Origin of the sequence: Streptococcus sp. 1449 (assembly GCF_013276805.1) — a bacterium.
In the GTDB taxonomy this organism is placed as follows: domain Bacteria; phylum Bacillota; class Bacilli; order Lactobacillales; family Streptococcaceae; genus Streptococcus; species Streptococcus pseudopneumoniae.
The window spans coordinates 43,231-59,995 of record NZ_VMLS01000010.1 but is presented as its reverse complement, the minus strand read 5'-3'; the positions used below and the strand labels follow the sequence as shown (position 1 = coordinate 59,995).

General features: G+C 40.8%; 18 protein-coding genes and 1 riboswitch. Of the genes, 7 read left to right on the top strand and 11 right to left on the bottom strand.

The window, feature by feature from the left end:
* Positions 1–41: 41 nt before the first annotated feature.
* The 8 genes from HT687_RS03000 to uvrA form a co-directional block, all read right to left on the bottom strand.
* Complete coding sequence (locus tag HT687_RS03000; protein ID WP_172924077.1) at positions 42–1,292, bottom strand: folylpolyglutamate synthase/dihydrofolate synthase family protein; 1,251 nt, start codon at positions 1,290–1,292, stop codon at positions 42–44.
* A gap of 205 nt (positions 1,293–1,497) precedes the next feature.
* On the bottom strand, positions 1,498–1,803 hold the full coding sequence (locus tag HT687_RS02995) for a DUF1292 domain-containing protein (RefSeq protein ID WP_000017620.1): 306 nt from the start codon (positions 1,801–1,803) through the stop codon (positions 1,498–1,500).
* A 15-nt stretch (positions 1,804–1,818) separates the two neighbouring features.
* Positions 1,819–2,238 carry a Holliday junction resolvase RuvX gene (gene ruvX, locus HT687_RS02990; RefSeq protein WP_001808830.1) on the bottom strand — a complete coding sequence of 140 codons (420 nt, stop codon included), beginning with the start codon at positions 2,236–2,238 and terminating at the stop codon, positions 1,819–1,821.
* Between the two features lie 3 nt (positions 2,239–2,241).
* Entirely contained in the window at positions 2,242–2,508 is a 267-nt protein-coding gene (locus tag HT687_RS02985) for an IreB family regulatory phosphoprotein (protein WP_000507059.1), read from the bottom strand.
* Positions 2,509–2,594: 86 nt separating this feature from the next.
* A complete protein-coding gene (locus HT687_RS02980; protein ID WP_000725131.1) occupies positions 2,595–3,164 on the bottom strand; it encodes an SP0191 family lipoprotein in 570 nt (189 codons plus the stop codon).
* Positions 3,165–3,229: 65 nt separating this feature from the next.
* Positions 3,230–3,628 carry a transcriptional regulator Spx gene (gene spx, locus HT687_RS02975; protein ID WP_000591165.1) on the bottom strand — a complete coding sequence of 133 codons (399 nt, stop codon included), beginning with the start codon at positions 3,626–3,628 and terminating at the stop codon, positions 3,230–3,232.
* A gap of 131 nt (positions 3,629–3,759) precedes the next feature.
* Positions 3,760–4,821: a Xaa-Pro peptidase family protein gene (locus tag HT687_RS02970; protein WP_001042866.1), complete on the bottom strand. Its 1,062-nt coding sequence runs from the start codon at positions 4,819–4,821 to the stop codon at positions 3,760–3,762.
* Entirely contained in the window at positions 4,814–7,645 is a 2,832-nt protein-coding gene (gene uvrA, locus HT687_RS02965) for an excinuclease ABC subunit UvrA (protein WP_138706686.1), read from the bottom strand. The genes HT687_RS02970 and uvrA overlap by 8 nt, the downstream gene beginning before the upstream one ends.
* Before the next feature lie 131 nt (positions 7,646–7,776).
* Here uvrA and HT687_RS02960 point away from each other — a divergent pair, with 131 nt between their 5' ends.
* From HT687_RS02960 to HT687_RS02950, 3 genes are all read left to right on the top strand, one after another.
* Entirely contained in the window at positions 7,777–8,721 is a 945-nt protein-coding gene (locus HT687_RS02960) for a magnesium transporter CorA family protein (protein WP_000815623.1), read from the top strand.
* Between the two features lie 11 nt (positions 8,722–8,732).
* Entirely contained in the window at positions 8,733–9,416 is a 684-nt protein-coding gene (locus tag HT687_RS02955; RefSeq protein WP_000078022.1) for a DUF1129 domain-containing protein, read from the top strand.
* 313 nt (positions 9,417–9,729) lie between these two features.
* The gene (locus HT687_RS02950; protein WP_050207607.1) at positions 9,730–10,761 is read left to right on the top strand and encodes a S66 peptidase family protein; all 1,032 of its coding nucleotides are present in this window, start codon (positions 9,730–9,732) and stop codon (positions 10,759–10,761) included.
* Positions 10,762–10,897: 136 nt separating this feature from the next.
* Here HT687_RS02950 and HT687_RS02945 read toward each other — a convergent pair whose 3' ends face one another.
* The 3 genes from HT687_RS02945 to ruvA are packed head-to-tail and all read right to left on the bottom strand — an operon-like array spanning position 10,898 to position 12,738.
* Complete coding sequence (locus HT687_RS02945; RefSeq protein WP_000987416.1) at positions 10,898–11,575, bottom strand: type II CAAX endopeptidase family protein; 678 nt, start codon at positions 11,573–11,575, stop codon at positions 10,898–10,900.
* Positions 11,572–12,135 (bottom strand): DNA-3-methyladenine glycosylase I, encoded by a 564-nt coding sequence (locus HT687_RS02940; RefSeq protein WP_000166585.1) that lies wholly within the window; start codon positions 12,133–12,135, stop codon positions 11,572–11,574. Before HT687_RS02940 ends, HT687_RS02945 begins: the two co-directional genes overlap by 4 nt.
* A gap of 9 nt (positions 12,136–12,144) precedes the next feature.
* On the bottom strand, positions 12,145–12,738 hold the full coding sequence (ruvA, locus tag HT687_RS02935; RefSeq protein ID WP_000271487.1) for a Holliday junction branch migration protein RuvA: 594 nt from the start codon (positions 12,736–12,738) through the stop codon (positions 12,145–12,147).
* Between the two features lie 156 nt (positions 12,739–12,894).
* Positions 12,895–13,009: riboswitch (FMN riboswitch) on the top strand.
* Positions 13,010–13,142: 133 nt separating this feature from the next.
* Between ruvA and ribD the strand changes: the two genes are divergently transcribed.
* From ribD to ribE (HT687_RS02915), 4 genes are read left to right on the top strand one after another with little or no spacing between them, the layout of a single operon-like run.
* Positions 13,143–14,243, top strand: a complete 1,101-nt coding sequence (gene ribD / locus HT687_RS02930; protein WP_138701333.1) for a bifunctional diaminohydroxyphosphoribosylaminopyrimidine deaminase/5-amino-6-(5-phosphoribosylamino)uracil reductase RibD — start codon at positions 13,143–13,145, stop codon at positions 14,241–14,243.
* Positions 14,228–14,863 carry a riboflavin synthase gene (ribE, locus tag HT687_RS02925; protein WP_000493848.1) on the top strand — a complete coding sequence of 212 codons (636 nt, stop codon included), beginning with the start codon at positions 14,228–14,230 and terminating at the stop codon, positions 14,861–14,863. Before ribD ends, ribE (HT687_RS02925) begins: the two co-directional genes overlap by 16 nt.
* A 19-nt stretch (positions 14,864–14,882) precedes the next feature.
* On the top strand, positions 14,883–16,088 hold the full coding sequence (locus tag HT687_RS02920; RefSeq protein WP_000456639.1) for a bifunctional 3,4-dihydroxy-2-butanone-4-phosphate synthase/GTP cyclohydrolase II: 1,206 nt from the start codon (positions 14,883–14,885) through the stop codon (positions 16,086–16,088).
* The gene (ribE, locus tag HT687_RS02915; protein WP_001099498.1) at positions 16,089–16,556 is read left to right on the top strand and encodes a 6,7-dimethyl-8-ribityllumazine synthase; all 468 of its coding nucleotides are present in this window, start codon (positions 16,089–16,091) and stop codon (positions 16,554–16,556) included.
* Positions 16,557–16,765 lie beyond the last annotated feature (209 nt).

Genomic DNA, 16,765 nt, shown 5'->3' with positions numbered 1-16,765 from the left:
AACCAGCAATTCCCCTAGTATAACAAGTTCAAAAAAGGTGGTCAATTTATCTGTTCATGCCCCAGCAGGTAGCCCCGTACTTCTGAGATAAAATAGAGAGACCCTGTAATGAATAACAAATCCTGAGCATCTGTTCTTTCTTCAAAATCGCTGATAAATTCTCGGTAAGAAGAAACTATATCGTAACCTGTCACATCCCTTTCGTCCAAAGCTCCCTGATAATCAAAGCCAGTTACCTTGAGTTCCACCTGAGGCAAATTCTCAGTCAGATAACCTAACATCCCTTGATAATCCTTCCGTTTCAAGGACCCAAAGAGGATTTGAGGACGATAGGCTTCCTGCTCTTTTTCTTTGATAAACTCAACCAAGCGAGTCAAGGCAGGGAGGTTATGAGCACCATCCAAGTAAATCTGAGGGCGAATACGCTCCAAACGCCCAGCCCAATGGGTCTTCTCCAAAGCCTGTCTTACAACCTGCTCATCAACAACTTCCTTTCCTTCTCCCATAAAGAGAAGAAATGCTTGCAACGCCAAGGCCGCATTTTCCTGCTGATAAGCTCCTTCTAAGCCTATGTTCAGCTGTGAAAGATTTAGTAAAGAGCTTGAAAAATTACCATTCAGCATTGAAAAATCTTGACCTGCCTGATAAAGATCAACAGCTAAAGAGTCTGCTTTTTTCTGACAGACAAGCCTAGCTTCTGGAGGCAATTTCGCAATCACTGCCTTCTTACCAGCCTTGAAAATACCAGCTTTCTGCTCTGCGATTGCTTCCAGACTATCACCCAAGGTTTCCTGATGGTCAAGCCCAATGGAGGTGATAACAGCAAGCTCTCCAGTTACCACATTGGTCGTGTCAAGTAAGCCGCCAATTCCCACTTCTAGTAAAACCAAATCCACTTCTTGCTCTCTAAAATAAAGAAAAGCAATCAAGGTCAGCAGTTCAAAAAAGGACAACTGATCATGGGTTTGCAGAAGCGTTTTCTCCATCTCCTTGACCTGCTCAGCCAAACGGATAAAGTCTGTGTCTGCTATAGATTGCCCATTAATGCAGATTCGATCATTGATAGAGACGATATGAGGGGAGGTAAAGGTCGCGACTTTTTTGCCATGCCCCATAAATAACTCCCTCATAAAAGCAATGGTAGAACCTTTCCCATTAGTCCCTGTTACGTGGATAATAGGGTAAGACTGCTCAGGATTTCCTAACAAATCCACCGCTTGTTGCATTCGGCTCAAGCCTGATCGAAAATTCAAACCAATCCGACTATAAAGCCATTCTCCTACTTCAAACATACACATCTCCTTGACAAAAGTCTAATCAATTATCTAGCAAAATTCCGTAGATAACAAAAAATGAGGTCAGGATTTTCGTCCCGACCTCTCACCTGGTTAGCTAATCACTAACAACTATGAATATTAACTTGGGCTAAAACATCCACTGGATGTTCCAACTCTTCTAATTTTCAGGAGTTGGGCTGATACAGTCTCCCAGACTGTATCACTCCTCCATAAAACTATTAAAGACTTCTTCAATCATGTTCCATTCGTCTTCTGAGTCTTCTGGGATTGGTTGCAATTCGCCTTCTGTTCCATCTTCGTTTTCGATGAATGAGTAAGCTTGGATTTCAACTTGTCCGTCTTCGTCTTCTTCTGCGTTAACTGGTACTAGAAGAACATAGTTTTTACCAAATTCTTCTTTTCCATCAATTGTCAAAAGGATTTCAAACAAGGTTTCATTTCCTTGCTCATCTACTAGTGTGATTAGTTCACGTTCTTCGTGGTCGTGGTTATGATCGTGTGACATATCCTCTCCTTTATATTAAAATTTTCTATCTAAATAATTTTGTAAAATCAGCTGAGCTGCTAACTTATCAATGACTTTCTTGCGCTTATTGCGACTGATATCTGCTTGTTCAATCAACATACGCTCAGCAGCCACTGTTGTCAAGCGTTCATCCTGATAGTCTACTGGTAAACCAAAAAACTCTTCTAGCTTTGCTCCGTAGGCTTGACTAGCTTCTACGCGCGGTCCGCTTGTATTGTTCATGTTTTTAGGCAGGCCCACTACAAATCGTTCCACCTTGTAAGTATCAACCAGCTCCTTAACGCGGTCAAAACCAAATTGGCCTTGCTCCTCATTGATTTGGATGATTTCAAGCCCTTGAGCTGTAAAACCGAGCGGGTCGCTAATAGCCACCCCTACCGTTTTTGAACCGACGTCCAATCCCATAATTCTCATAGGTTACAGATCGACTCCTTGTCCTTTAAGGTAGTAGCGAACCAATTCCTCAACGATTTCATCACGCTCATACTTACGGATTTGATTTCGTGCATTATTATAACGAGGAACGTAGGCAGGGTCTCCACTCAATACGTAACCTACAATTTGGTTAATTGGGTTGTAGCCCTTATCGTTCAACGAAGCATAGACATCAGTCAAAGTTTCGCTAATTTCTTTTTTATTGGAATCGTCCAATTTAAAACGTACTGTTTCTTCAGTAAATCCCATTCTAACACCCTCTTTCCTTAGAATAGTACCATTATAGCATAATTCCTTACGTTCTACAATTCAGGCAGTTTATTTATTTGGATTTTCTATTGTTCTGTCGCACCATTTGCCAATCTGTCTGAAATATATTTGCTTGGTTCATTCTTCAAAAGATTTTCTAAGCCAATATTCTTCAAATATTCTAACTGAGAAGCCTTCTTGACATCCAAAACTTGAAAATCAAAACCAGTCGTTGTTTGAAGTTCTGTTGCACTCAATAGTTTTGTTTCAAGCTTAAATCCTGCTAATTTACGAGCTTCTATGATGGAGTCGTCTTTCTCTTCCGCCTCGAGAAGAGCTTTTTGAGTTTCCTCCACTCCATGTTGGTCAATGTAGGTCTTCAGCTCATCTGAGACTGGACGCTTTTGTTGGATAGTTAGACTCAAAAAAATCTTGTCTTTGTAAGTAATGGTTTGGGTCTGCTGGCTACCATCATCTGACTTGGGCAAGACCAAAGTCTTGGTTACAACTGTATTCTTCTCAGCATTTTCAATAACTGGCAATGCCGACTGAAGCGTATCTTTTTCTGTTTTTGTAGCTGGTCCAGTTTCTTTTTTCTGTCCGCAACCAACCAGGACAAAAAGGAAAGCTAGACTAACAAGAACTATTTTTTTCATTTCTTTCTTCTTTCTTTTTGAAATTAAAATAGAATAAGACTGGGAATTGCTCCCAGCCTTGATGTTTATAGAGCTGCACGCAAACGTGCTTCTGCATTTTCTACATTACGGACAGAGCGTGGTAGGAAGGCACGAATATCGTCTTCCTTATAGCCAACTTGCAGGCGTTTTTCATCTACAAGGATTGGGCTCTTTAAAATTCTAGGTGTTTCCATAATCAGATTGAGGACTTCGTTAACACTCAAATCTTCAATATCCACTCCAAGGGCTTTGGCATAGCGATTTTTAGATGAGACGATACTGGCTATTCCGTTATCTGTTTTGGTTAGAATATCCAGTAATTCTTCTCGCGTAATTCCTTCTTTACCAAGGTTTTGTTCTTTATAACTTAACTGGTGGGCATTAAGCCAGGTTTTTGCTTTTTTACAGCTAGTACAACTTGAGACTGTATAAATTTTAATCATGTACCTACCCCTTTCGCTACATGTTACTATCAGTTTAGTCTATTATACCATAAAAAACATCCGACTTGCGACCTATTTTTAATTTTTTTTGACTTTTTTCGTCATTTTCGTACTTTTTTCTTGACAAACAACTAAATGACTATCAACTCTTTTGGAGCTAGGGTCAATAATTCACAACCTGTCTCTGTAATCAGGATATCATCCTCGATACGAACGCCATATTTGCCTTCGATATAGATACCTGGTTCATCGGTCAAGGTCATACCTGTCTTAATAGTTTCTGTAGAAGTCTGGCTAAAGTAGGGTTCCTCATGGATATCCAGACCAATACCGTGGCCAATGCCGTGAGTAAAGTAGTCGCCATAACCTGCCTCAATGATAATATCACGAGGGATTTTGTCAAAGTCACGGAAACCTAAGCCTGCCTTAGCTTGGTCAATCAAGGCTTGGTTAGCTTTTAGAACCGTATTGTAAATCTCTGCCTGCTCATCGCTAACATGCCCTAGATAGATAGTCCGGGTCATATCACTGACATAGTGGTCATAGAGACAGCCGAAGTCCATGGTAATGGCTTCTCCCAACTCCACTGGTTTGTGCATTGGATGGGCATGGGGTTTAGAAGAATTGATACCGCTAGCTAGGATCGTATCAAAAGATAAGCCAGATGCTCCCAACTCACGCATGCGGAAGTCAAGGAAGTTGGCAATCTCAATTTCAGTTTTTCCTGGTTTGATAAAGTCAAGCGCATCGCGGAAAGCTTGGTCTGAGATAGAACAAGCCTTGCGAATCGCTGCAATCTCTGCCTCATCCTTAATCATACGAAGACCTTCCACAAACTGAGTTTGTGGAAGCAAGTCCAAACCTGCAAAAGCTGCCTGCATACGGTGGTAATAAGACACTGAAATCTCATCTTCAAAACCGATACGAGTCAAGCCCATGTCCTTAACAATTCCTGCAATGACAGCCAATTCATCACGACCAGCCACAATCTCAAAACCACTGGTTTCTTGCTTAGCTGCGATGATATAGCGAGAGTCTGTCACTAAGACCTGACGGTCACGGCTGATAAAGACTGTTCCGTTTGAGCCCCAAAAACCAGTCAAATAATAGACGTTTTTAAGATTGTTGATGATGATACCATCTAGTTCTTTTTCTTGCATTTTAGCTAGAAATGCTTGTACGCGTTTATTCATGATGTAACTTTCCTTTCAAATAGTGTCCTGTATAGCTGGCTTCCTTGGCAGCTACTTCTTCTGGAGTTCCTGTTACGATGATGGTTCCACCACCGACACCGCCCTCAGGTCCCAAGTCAATGATATGGTCTGCCGTCTTGATAACATCCAGATTGTGCTCGATGACGAGGACTGTATTGCCATCGTCTACAAAGCGAGCTAAAACCTTGAGCAGGCGAGCAATGTCCTCTGTATGAAGCCCTGTCGTCGGCTCATCCAGAATGTAGAAAGATTTTCCTGTCGAGCGTTTGTGGAGTTCGCTAGCTAACTTCATACGTTGGGCTTCTCCCCCAGAAAGGGTGGTAGCTGGCTGTCCCAAGGTCACATAGCCTAGACCTACATCCTTGATGGTCTGGAGTTTGCGTTGAATTTTCGGAATGTGTTGGAAAAATTCTACCGCATCGTTGACCGTCATATCCAAGACCTGCGAAATATTCTTTTCCTTGTAGTGAACTTCTAGGGTTTCACTGTTATAGCGGGTTCCGTGGCAAACTTCACAAGCCACATAAACATCTGGCAAGAAGTGCATCTCAATCTTGATAATCCCGTCACCTGAGCAAGCTTCACAGCGACCTCCCTTGACATTGAAACTGAAACGCCCCTTCTTGTAGCCTCGAATCTTGGCTTCATTAGTCTGAGCAAAGAGGTCACGTATATCGTCAAAAACTCCTGTATAGGTAGCAGGGTTAGACCTTGGCGTTCGTCCAATCGGGCTCTGGTCAATATCAATCAAACGATCAACATGCTCAATCCCTGTGATGGTCTTGAATTTACCAGGCTTGTCTGAATTACGGTTGAGCTTCTGAGCAATAGCTTTTTTGAGGATACTGTTGATTAATGTCGATTTCCCTGAACCTGATACCCCTGTCACTGCGATAAATTTTCCTAATGGGAAGCGAGCAGTGATATTTTGCAAGTTATTCTCACGCGCTCCCGTCACCTCGATAAAACGACCATTTCCCACACGGCGCTCTGTTGGCACTGGAATGGCACGTTTGCCTGACAAGTACTGGCCTGTGATAGACTTACTGTTACGAGCTACCTGTTTAGGCGTACCTGCCGCAACAATTTCCCCACCAAAAACACCCGCACCAGGACCAACGTCAATCAGATAATCCGCCTCACGCATGGTATCTTCATCGTGTTCTACCACGATGAGAGTATTGCCCAAGTCACGCATCTTTTTGAGACTGGCAATCAGGCGATCATTATCCCTCTGATGAAGACCGATTGACGGCTCATCTAGGATATAGAGGACGCCTGATAGGTTAGAACCAATCTGAGTTGCCAAGCGAATACGCTGACTTTCCCCACCTGAAAGGGTTCCTGCCGAACGTGACAGGGTTAGATAGTTAAGGCCCACGTTATTAAGGAAGGTCAAACGGTCCTTGATTTCCTTGAGAATGGGACGAGCAATGATGGCTTCATTTTCAGACAAGGTCAGCTGGCTCACCAAGTCCAAGTGGTCAGCGATAGACAGGTCTGAGATTTCTCCAATATGTGGCCCTTGCTGGCCGCCCACACGGACAGACAAGGCCTGGTCATTGAGACGATAGCCTTGACAGGTTCCGCAGGTCAGCTCATTCATGTAGAGACGCATCTGAGTGCGAGTGTAATCGCTATTGGTTTCATGGTAACGACGTTTGATATTATTGATAACTCCCTCAAACGGAATGTCGATATCGCGCACGCCACCAAATTCATTCTCATAGTGGAAATGGAATTCCTTGCCATCTGAGCCGTATAGAATCAAGTTTTTATCTTCTTCTGACAAGTCCTCAAAAGGCTTATCCATATCCACTCCAAAGGTCGTCATAGCCTGCTCTAGCATGTTTGGATAGTAGTTGGATGAGATAGGATTCCAAGGTGCTAGCGCTCCCTCACGTAAGGTCTTGCTGGCGTCTGGCACTACCAAATCAGTATCCACCTCCAACTTGATGCCCAAACCGTCACACTCACTACAAGAGCCAAAAGGAGCATTGAAGGAGAAGAGACGTGGCTCTAACTCTGGAACAGTAAATCCACAAACTGGGCAGGCATAATGCTCAGAGAAGAGCAACTCCGAATCGTCCATAGTGTCGATAATGACATAGCCTTCTGCGATACGAAGGGCAGCCTCAATGGAATCAAAGAGACGACTACGAATGCCCTCCTTGATGACAATACGGTCAACCACGACATCGATATTGTGTTGCTTGCTCTTGGACAACTCTGGCACTTCGGTCACATCATAGACTTCCCCATCCACACGGACACGGACATACCCATCTTTCTGAACCTTCTCGATAACACTCTTATGTTGACCTTTTTTCTTGCGGATGACAGGGGCCAAAATCTGCAAGCGCTGGCGTTCAGGTAACTCCAAAACCTTATCAACGATTTGCTCCACCGAAGAAGCCTTGATAGCTCCATGCCCCTTGATACAGTAAGGCGTCCCCACACGTGCGTAGAGAAGACGCAGATAGTCATTGATTTCAGTCGTTGTTCCCACCGTCGAACGAGGGTTTTTGCTAGTCGTTTTCTGGTCGATGGAAATAGCTGGGCTGAGACCATCAATAGCATCTACATCTGGTTTTTCCATATTTCCCAAGAACTGACGAGCGTAGGCGGACAAACTCTCTACATAGCGACGTTGTCCCTCCGCATAGAGGGTATCAAAAGCCAGACTGGACTTCCCTGAACCTGACAAGCCAGTCACGACAACCAACTTGTCTCGCGGAATCTCCACATCAATATTTTTTAAATTATGGGCACGCGCCCCATGAATGACAATTTTATCTTGCATCTTTGTTCTTTCTAGTCCATTATTGCTTACCATTATACCAAAAAAAGTGAGATTCTATTACCCAAAAGGCCGATTTTGTAGTATAATAGTACGGTGTGAAAAAATCTGAAAAATGAGAAAGGATAAGGGATATGAAACAAGTTTTTCTCTCTACAACAACTGAATTTAAAGAGATCGATACGCTTGAACCGGGTACTTGGATCAATCTCGTCAATCCGACTCAAAATGAATCACTGGAAATCGCTAACGCCTTCGATATTGATATTGCGGACCTTCGAGCACCGCTCGATGCGGAAGAAATGTCTCGTATTACCATTGAAGACGAGTACACCCTGATTATCGTTGACGTGCCGGTCACAGAGGAAAGAAATAACCGCACCTACTACGTCACCATCCCGCTTGGTATTATCATCACCGAGGAAACCATTATCACTACTTGTTTGGAACCATTACCAGTCCTCGATGTCTTTATCAACCGTCGATTGCGTAATTTCTATACTTTTATGCGTTCGCGTTTTATCTTCCAGATTCTTTATCGCAATGCAGAGCTTTACCTAACAGCCCTTCGTTCGATTGACCGCAAGAGTGAACAAATCGAAAGTCAACTGCATCAATCAACTCGTAATGAAGAATTGATTGAACTCATGGAATTAGAAAAAACCATCGTCTATTTCAAGGCCTCCCTCAAAACAAATGAGCGTGTGATTAAGAAATTGACCAGTTCAACCAGCAATATCAAGAAATACCTTGAGGACGAAGACCTGCTTGAAGACACCCTGATTGAAACCCAACAGGCCATCGAGATGGCAGACATTTATGGAAACGTCTTGCATTCTATGACAGAGACCTTCGCCTCTATCATTTCTAACAACCAGAACAACATCATGAAAACCTTGGCTCTTGTGACCATCGTCATGTCCATCCCAACCATGGTCTTTTCTGCCTACGGGATGAACTTTAAGGATAATGAAATCCCCCTAAACGGAGAGCCAAATGCCTTCTGGTTAATCGTCTTTATCGCCTTTGCTATGAGTGTCTCGCTCACTCTCTATCTCATCCATAAAAAATGGTTCTAAGAGGAGTTCCTATGTCTCAGATTGATCTACAAAAATTAACTAAGAAAAACCAAGAGTTTGTCCACATTGCTACCCAACAATTCATCAAAGATGGGAAAACAGACGCTGAAATCCAGACTATTTTTGAGGAAGTCATTCCCCAAATCCTTGAGGAGCAATCTAAAGGTACAACTGCCCGTTCCCTATACGGCGCACCAACTCATTGGGCTCATAGCTTCACTGTCAAAGAGCAGTACGAAAAAGAGCATCCAAAAGAAAATGATGATCCAAAACTCATGATTATGGACTCAGCTCTTTTCATCACTAGCCTCTTTGCCCTTGTCAGCGCCCTCACAACCTTCTTTGCGGCAGATCAAGCTTTCGGCTATGGATTGATTACTCTTCTATTAGTTGGACTGGTTGGTGGATTTGCCTTCTACTTGATGTACTACTTTGTTTACCAATACTATGGACCAGATATGGATCGCAGTCAACGTCCACCTTTCTGGAAATCTGTACTAGTTATCCTAGCTTCTATGTTCCTTTGGTTGCTTGTCTTCTTTGCAACAAGCTTCCTACCAGCTAGCCTTAACCCAGTACTGGATCCATTGCCACTAGCTATTATTGGAGCAGCCCTCCTAGCCCTTCGCTTCTATCTCAAGAAACGCTTGAATATCCGTAGTGCAAGTGCAGGACCAACACGCTATCAAGAATAAGAAAACGATAAAAGCAACTGCAGGTGCGGTTGCTTTTTCACTTACTTTTTTGATTTTAAAGTATTCTTCTGACATCCACATAGCTCCATCTAATCTTTTGTGATAAAATAGGCTCATACTCAATGAAAATCAAAGAGCAAACTAGGAAGCTAGCTGCAGGTTGCTCAAAGCACAGCTTTGAGGTTGCAAATAAAACTGACGTGGTTTGAAGAGATTTTCGAAGAGTATTAAAAGTATTCTTCTGAAATCCCACATAGCTTTCTCTTATATTTTGTGATAAAATAGGCTCAATCTATTTCTAGGAGGATCAGATATGATTTCTACTATTGGTATTGTTAGTTTATCTAGTGGCATTATCGGAGAGGACTTTGTCAAACACGAAGTAGACTTGGGTATCCAACGTCTCAAGGATCTGGGACTCAATCCTATCTTTTTGCCCCATTCGTTAAAAGGATTAGACTTTATCAAGGACCATCCTGAAGCTCGTGCAGAGGATTTGATTCATGCCTTTTCTGATGATAGCATCGACATGATCCTATGTGCCATCGGTGGAGACGATACCTATCGCTTGCTACCTTATCTTTTTGAAAATGACCAACTCCAAAAGGTTATCAAACAAAAAATTTTTCTTGGCTTCTCGGATACAACCATGAACCACCTCATGTTGCATAAATTAGGAATCAAGACTTTTTATGGTCAATCCTTTTTAGCAGACATTTGTGAATTAGACAAAGAAATGCTAGCCTATAGCCTTCACTACTTTAAAGAATTGATTGAGACGGGAAGAATTTCAGAAATCCGCCCTAGTGACGTTTGGTATGAGGAACGAACTGATTTTAGTCCCACGGCCCTGGGAACACCTCGTGTCAGTCATACAAATACAGGTTTTGACTTGTTGCAAGGAAGTGCCCAGTTCGAGGGGAAAATCCTCGGTGGTTGCCTCGAATCCCTCTACGATATCTTTGACAACTCTCGATACGCAGATAGCACGGAGCTCTGCCAAAAATACAAACTTTTCCCTGACTTGTCAGACTGGGAAGGGAAAATCCTCTTGCTCGAAACAAGCGAAGAAAAGCCTAAGCCAGAAGACTTCAAAAAGATGTTGCTAACTTTAAAGGACACTGGCATATTCGCGGTCATCAATGGACTCTTGGTCGGAAAACCTATGGATGAAACTTTCCATGACGACTATAAAGAGGCACTATTGGATATCATTGACAGCAATATCCCGATTGTCTATAATCTGAATGTCGGCCACGCAACTCCAAGAGCAATTGTACCCTTTGGGGTCCATGCTCATGTAGATGCACAGGAACAAGTCATTCTCTTTGACTATAACAAATAAAGCTGGGAAAAGTTTCTCAGCTTTTTTCTCGGTATCATTACTGGCATTTTCATCACATATTACAGTATATTGAAACTAGAATAGTACACCTCTACTTCTAAAACATTGTTAGAAATCGATTTGTCCTGTTCTCATTTCATTTTACTATACTGATAGCTAAAATGATTAAGGAGAGGCTGTTGCTTAACATGTGAACAAGTAGGGGATAGTAGATATTCTCTTTTTCTTTCACATAAATAATAGAAAAGGCAAGGCCTCCACCTAAGTAACCAACTGCACCAATCCACTCTGATAGAGCCAAACTGTGCATATGAGTCAGAGCAAAAACAAGTCCTACCAGAATAATGCTTAGTAAACCTGGCAACCGTTCCTGCAAGTAATGCAATAAGACCTGACGGAAAAATAATTCTTCTACCAGAGGTCCAATGACACAAGCAAAAACAGCTATCAGTAGTGGTTGTTCTTGAAAGGTACTTTGAATATTAGACTGATTTAGACCTTGTCCATCTAATCCCACAAACTGCTTCAACATCTCTGATACAAATTCAAAGACAACAGTCATCAGAATGAGAAAGAGCCATCCTGTTAAGACGCCAAAGAAGAATTTTCTTTTAGTCTTTCTAATCTCCTTCCATTGTTGGATCAATCTATCCTTGAACAAGAAGGAGCCATATAAAGCTAAAACTACATAAACAAGATAATTTGCAATGACAGATGGCATTAAAGAAGCCAGCAATTTAACGCCATCAAACACAAAGAGGATTGTATAGAGAATCGCAAAAATCAGAATTCCCTTATTTTTGTTAGACATCATTTAAGACCTTTCCACTCACAATCATTCTCGTGGTCATCAACTAGCCCTGCAGCCTGTAGAAAAGACAATACGGCGACTGGGCCTGTGAACTTGAAGTCTCGTTTTTTGAGATCTTTGGCTAATTTCTCAGATAAGGGTGTTTTAGCTGGGGCTTGGCGATAATCAGGAACATCGTTAACGACAGTTTTCCCCTCAACAAAAGACCAAAGATAGGCATCAAAAGAGCCGTACTCTGCCTGTAACTGTAGAAAAGCTTGGGCGTTAGCGCGTGTAGCAAAAATCTTGGCTCTATTTCGAATGATAGCTGGATTCTCCAGCATGGCTTCCAATTCAGTGTCAGTCATCTCTGCGACTGAGTGAATTTGATAGCTATGAAAGGCTTCTCGGAAAGCTTGGCGTTTGTTGAGTACCGTTTCCCAAGACAGGCCTGCCTGATAGGTTTCCATACACAACAACTCAAACAATGCTTGGTCATCATGGAGGGGCTGGCCCCACTCCTCATCATGATAGGCGATGTAGAGCGGGTTGGTCATCTTGACCCACGAACAACGTTTTGTCATTCTCTGCTCCTATTTGACCAACATTTTAAGGGCCGACTTGATATAGTTCTCAGCTGTATCTGTCGTTCCTTCAAAGAATTTCTTGATTTTCTTGAGCTCTGTTGCCTTGTAGCCCAGAGCCAACATGGCTTCCATAGCTTCTTCCAATTCTTGGTTTTCAGCACTTGCTTGCACTGCGACCTTGGCAGGAAGGTCATCTCCTGCAACTACTACCTTGCCTTCCAAGTCCAGCACCATCTGCTGGGCTGTTTTCTTGCCAATTTTAGGGAACTTGGTCAAGTAGGTGATGTTCTTGGTTTCAATGGCTTGAACCAAGCCAGCATTGTCATCAGCAGCGATAATAGCAAGAGCTGATACAGGACCAATCCCAGAGACCGAAATTAGACTAAGAAAGAGCTTTTTCTCATCCTCTGAGCGAAATCCATAAAGCAAATGGGCGTCCTCACGCACAACCTGATGCACATAAATCTGAGCCTCCTGATTAACCTGACCTGAATAGGCATAAGGATTGGCCACATGCAGGATATAACCAATACCATTGGTTTCAAGAACAATGTATTTGGCAGTAATTTTGGTAATGATTCCTTTTAAATATGCGTACATAGTGTTCCTTCTCTCTTATTTCGTTTATCTAGTATATCATATTTTCTTTATCCGAGGAGCGAGAATCGATTATCACAAATACAGTATATCAAAAACAATCGGTATTTATCTGTTGACATATTCAAAATTAAGTACTATAATCATCTGTAATTGAATAACTATCTTCAGGGCAGGGTGCAATTCCCTACCGGTGGTATAGCCCACGAGCCGAAAGGCATGATTTGGTGAAATTCCAAAGCCGACAGTATAGTCTGGATGAAAGAAGATAAAAGTATATTTGTGCTTTTTGCGTGCTCTGAAATGATTACTTGTCATTTCAGAGCATTTTTGTTAATCGCATAAGTTTTCTTTTGTATGCCTTGAGTAGTCCCCTATTCAAGGTATATTTTTTTGGAGGTAGTGAGATGAGCGATTCAAAATATATGAAATTAGCAATAAAACTGGCACAAAAAGGGGCTGGTTACGTCAATCCCAATCCTATGGTTGGCGCAATTATTGTAAAAGATAATCACATTATCGGACAAGGTTATCATGAGTTTTTTGGTGGCCCACATGCTGAGAGAAATGCTCTTAAAAACTGTAGAGAATCCCCTGTCGGAGCGACGCTTTATGTAACACTTGAACCCTGTTGTCACTTCGGGAAAACACCTCCCTGTATAGATGCTATAATCGATAGTGGTATTACAAGAGTAGTCATTGGAAGCCTAGACTGTAATCCTATTGTATCTGGAGAAGGAGTAAAGATACTTGAGGAAAATAATCTTCAAGTTACTGTTGGAATTTTAGAAAATGAGTGTCTTAACTTAATAAAAAGTTTTAGAAAGTATATTACCCAGCATGTACCCTATGTTTTTATGAAATATGCAATGACAATGGATGGAAAAATAGCCACTAAAACAAATCAATCCAAATGGATTACTGAAGAAGAGGCAAGAAAGCATGTGCATCAGTTACGACACCATGTTAGTGCAATTATGGTGGGAGTCAATACTGTTATTCAAGACGATCCTTTGCTGACATGTAGATTGGAGGAAGGGAAAAATCCTATCCGTATCATATGCGATACACATTTACGAACTCCTCTTACCTCTAAAATCGTAAAAACAGCAAATGATATTAAAACTTACATTGCCACTTCCTCTGAAGACAAAAATAAAATGAAGCTATATCAAAATCATGGCTGTGAAATACTTTCCATAAAGAAAAAAGGAAATCATATAGACTTATCGAGTTTAATGCAACATCTAGGAAACATGCAGATTGATAGCCTAGTTCTAGAAGGGGGCAGTCTAATGAATTGGAGTGCTTTGGAACAACAAATTGTTGATGAGCTGAAAATATATATTGCACCAAAAATTTTTGGAGGCAGTGCCAAGTTTCCTGTCGGAGGTGAAGGCATTTCTTTGCCAAATGACGCTATTAGATTGAAACCTTATGCTTTTTCTCAAATAGGAAATGACTATCTCATAGAAAGTGAAGTGATTTATCCATGTTCACAGGAATAATTGAAGAAATCGGAAAAGTTGAAAGAATACAGAAAGACTCTCGTAATTGTAAACTATCAATTAAAGCCTCAAAAATATTAACGGATATCCATTTAGGCGATAGTATAGCAGTAAATGGTATCTGTCTTACAGTTACTCATTTCAATCATCAATCCTTTACAGTTGATGTAATGAATGAAACATGGAGTCGAACAGCTCTTACTCTATTAAAACATGGAAGTGAGGTGAATCTAGAAAGAGCCTTATCTGTCAACGGTCGACTTGGGGGTCACGTCGTTACAGGACACATTGATGGTACAGGAAAAATCTCGTCAATAAAAAAAGATAATAATGCTGTATGGTATCAAATCAACACACAAAAAGAAATTTTAGATTTAATAGTTGAAAAAGGATCTATTACAATTGACGGCATTAGTCTGACTGTCGCTAAAGTCTCCAAAGTAAACTTTTCAGTATCTGTTATCCCTCATACCTTGGAACAAACCATTCTTAAGAGTAAACAAGTCGGGAGTACAGTAAATCTTGAAAATGATATCTTAGGTAAATATGTGCAAAAACTGATGGATAACTCTCCAAAATCAGAAATATCTAAGGAACTATTATATCAAAATGGATTTTAGCAGAAAGGATAATCAGTCAATGGAATATCGAAAAATACAAGAAGCATTAGAAGCATTGCAGAAGGGACGACTTGTTCTTGTTATAGACGACAAGGATAGAGAAAATGAAGGAGACTTAATTTGTTCTGCACAAGCAGCTACAACAGAAAATGTTAATTTTATGGCTACTTATGCCAAAGGATTAATTTGTATGCCTATGAGCGAAAGTTTAGCTAATCAATTAATGCTTTCACCTATGGTTGAAAACAATACAGATAATCATAAGACTGCTTTTACAGTTTCAATTGATTATAAAGAAACGACCACAGGTATTTCTGCCGAGGAAAGAGGACTGACCGCACGTATGTGTGTAGCTGAAGATATAACACCCTCTGATTTTCGCAGGCCAGGACACATGTTTCCTTTAATTGCAAAAAAAGGTGGTGTCCTAGAAAGAAATGGACACACAGAAGCAACTGTTGATTTATTAAAATTAGCTGGACTAAAAGAGTGTGGCCTATGTTGTGAAATAATGAATCATGATGGCAAAATGATGAGAACAGATGATTTAATTCAGTTCTCGAAGAAACACAACATTCCACTAATTACCATCAAAGAATTACAAGAATATAGAAAAGTATATGATCAGCTGGTAGAACGAGTTTCAACTGTCAATATGCCTACTAGATACGGTAATTTCAAAGCAATTAGCTATATAGATAAACTAAATGGGGAACATCATCTTGCTCTTATTATGGGAAACATAGAGGATGAAGCCAATGTATTATGTCGGGTCCACTCCGAATGTTTAACAGGAGATGTTTTAGGCTCTTTACGTTGCGATTGTGGACAGCAATTCGATAAAGCTATGAAAATGATTGTTGAGAATGGTTCGGGTGTCTTACTTTACTTGCGACAGGAGGGACGAGGAATTGGACTTATCAATAAATTAAAAGCCTATCATTTACAAGATCAAGGCATGGATACTCTTGATGCCAATCTTGCATTAGGCTTTGAAGGTGATTTAAGAGAATATCATATTGGAGCACAAATGCTTAAAGATCTGGGACTTCAGTCACTTCATTTACTGACAAATAATCCTGACAAGGTTGAACAGTTAGAAAAATATGGAATTACCATTTCCAGTAGAATATCAATCGAAATAGAAGCCAATCCTTACGATAGTTTTTATTTAGAAACAAAGAAAAATCGAATGGGTCACATTTTAAATATGGAGGAAAAATAAATGAACACTTATGAAGGTAATTTAGTAGCGAACGATATTAAAATCGGTATTGTTGTAGCGAGATTTAATGAATTTATAACTTCAAAATTATTATCTGGAGCACTAGATAATCTCAAAAGAGAGAATGTAAACGAGAAAGATATCGAGGTAGCCTGGGTTCCAGGAGCTTTTGAAATACCTCTGATTGCATCAAAAATGGCAAAAAGTAAAAAATATGATGCAATTATCTGCTTGGGAGCTGTCATTAGAGGGAGTACAAGTCATTATGATTATGTATGTAGTGAGGTATCTAAGGGAATCGCCCAAATCAGTTTAAATAGCGAAATCCCAGTTATGTTTGGTGTGCTAACGACAGATACAATTGAACAAGCCATAGAACGAGCTGGTACTAAAGCAGGAAATAAGGGTTCTGAGTGTGCACAAGGAGCTATTGAAATGGTCAACCTAATTCGTACATTAGACGCATAGAACAGACTCTACTTTTAGACGAATAAAAAAACTTGGCAAAATCGCAATTTAATACTCTGTGAAAATCATAGAGCAAACTAGGAAACCAGTCGCAGAGTGGTAAAACACAACTTCGATGTTACAGACAAAACTGGCAAAATTAGCTCAAAACACTGTTTTGAGATTACTGATAAAACTGACGTCGTTTAAAAAGAGTTTCGAAAAGAATT

What these genes read in the sequence shown, in the direction of transcription:
- HT687_RS03000 (WP_172924077.1), bottom strand. Translation starts at nt 1,292, where the DNA reads ATGTTTGAAGTAGGAGAATGGCTTTATAGTCGGATTGGTTTGAATTTT.
- HT687_RS02995 (WP_000017620.1), bottom strand. Translation starts at nt 1,803, where the DNA reads ATGTCACACGATCATAACCACGACCACGAAGAACGTGAACTAATCACA.
- ruvX (WP_001808830.1), bottom strand. Translation starts at nt 2,238, where the DNA reads ATGAGAATTATGGGATTGGACGTCGGTTCAAAAACGGTAGGGGTGGCT.
- HT687_RS02985 (WP_000507059.1), bottom strand. Translation starts at nt 2,508, where the DNA reads ATGGGATTTACTGAAGAAACAGTACGTTTTAAATTGGACGATTCCAAT.
- HT687_RS02980 (WP_000725131.1), bottom strand. Translation starts at nt 3,164, where the DNA reads ATGAAAAAAATAGTTCTTGTTAGTCTAGCTTTCCTTTTTGTCCTGGTT.
- spx (WP_000591165.1), bottom strand. Translation starts at nt 3,628, where the DNA reads ATGATTAAAATTTATACAGTCTCAAGTTGTACTAGCTGTAAAAAAGCA.
- HT687_RS02970 (WP_001042866.1), bottom strand. Translation starts at nt 4,821, where the DNA reads ATGAATAAACGCGTACAAGCATTTCTAGCTAAAATGCAAGAAAAAGAA.
- uvrA (WP_138706686.1), bottom strand. Translation starts at nt 7,645, where the DNA reads ATGCAAGATAAAATTGTCATTCATGGGGCGCGTGCCCATAATTTAAAA.
- HT687_RS02960 (WP_000815623.1), top strand. Translation starts at nt 7,777, where the DNA reads ATGAAACAAGTTTTTCTCTCTACAACAACTGAATTTAAAGAGATCGAT.
- HT687_RS02955 (WP_000078022.1), top strand. Translation starts at nt 8,733, where the DNA reads ATGTCTCAGATTGATCTACAAAAATTAACTAAGAAAAACCAAGAGTTT.
- HT687_RS02950 (WP_050207607.1), top strand. Translation starts at nt 9,730, where the DNA reads ATGATTTCTACTATTGGTATTGTTAGTTTATCTAGTGGCATTATCGGA.
- HT687_RS02945 (WP_000987416.1), bottom strand. Translation starts at nt 11,575, where the DNA reads ATGATGTCTAACAAAAATAAGGGAATTCTGATTTTTGCGATTCTCTAT.
- HT687_RS02940 (WP_000166585.1), bottom strand. Translation starts at nt 12,135, where the DNA reads ATGACAAAACGTTGTTCGTGGGTCAAGATGACCAACCCGCTCTACATC.
- ruvA (WP_000271487.1), bottom strand. Translation starts at nt 12,738, where the DNA reads ATGTACGCATATTTAAAAGGAATCATTACCAAAATTACTGCCAAATAC.
- ribD (WP_138701333.1), top strand. Translation starts at nt 13,143, where the DNA reads ATGAGCGATTCAAAATATATGAAATTAGCAATAAAACTGGCACAAAAA.
- ribE (WP_000493848.1), top strand. Translation starts at nt 14,228, where the DNA reads ATGTTCACAGGAATAATTGAAGAAATCGGAAAAGTTGAAAGAATACAG.
- HT687_RS02920 (WP_000456639.1), top strand. Translation starts at nt 14,883, where the DNA reads ATGGAATATCGAAAAATACAAGAAGCATTAGAAGCATTGCAGAAGGGA.
- ribE (WP_001099498.1), top strand. Translation starts at nt 16,089, where the DNA reads ATGAACACTTATGAAGGTAATTTAGTAGCGAACGATATTAAAATCGGT.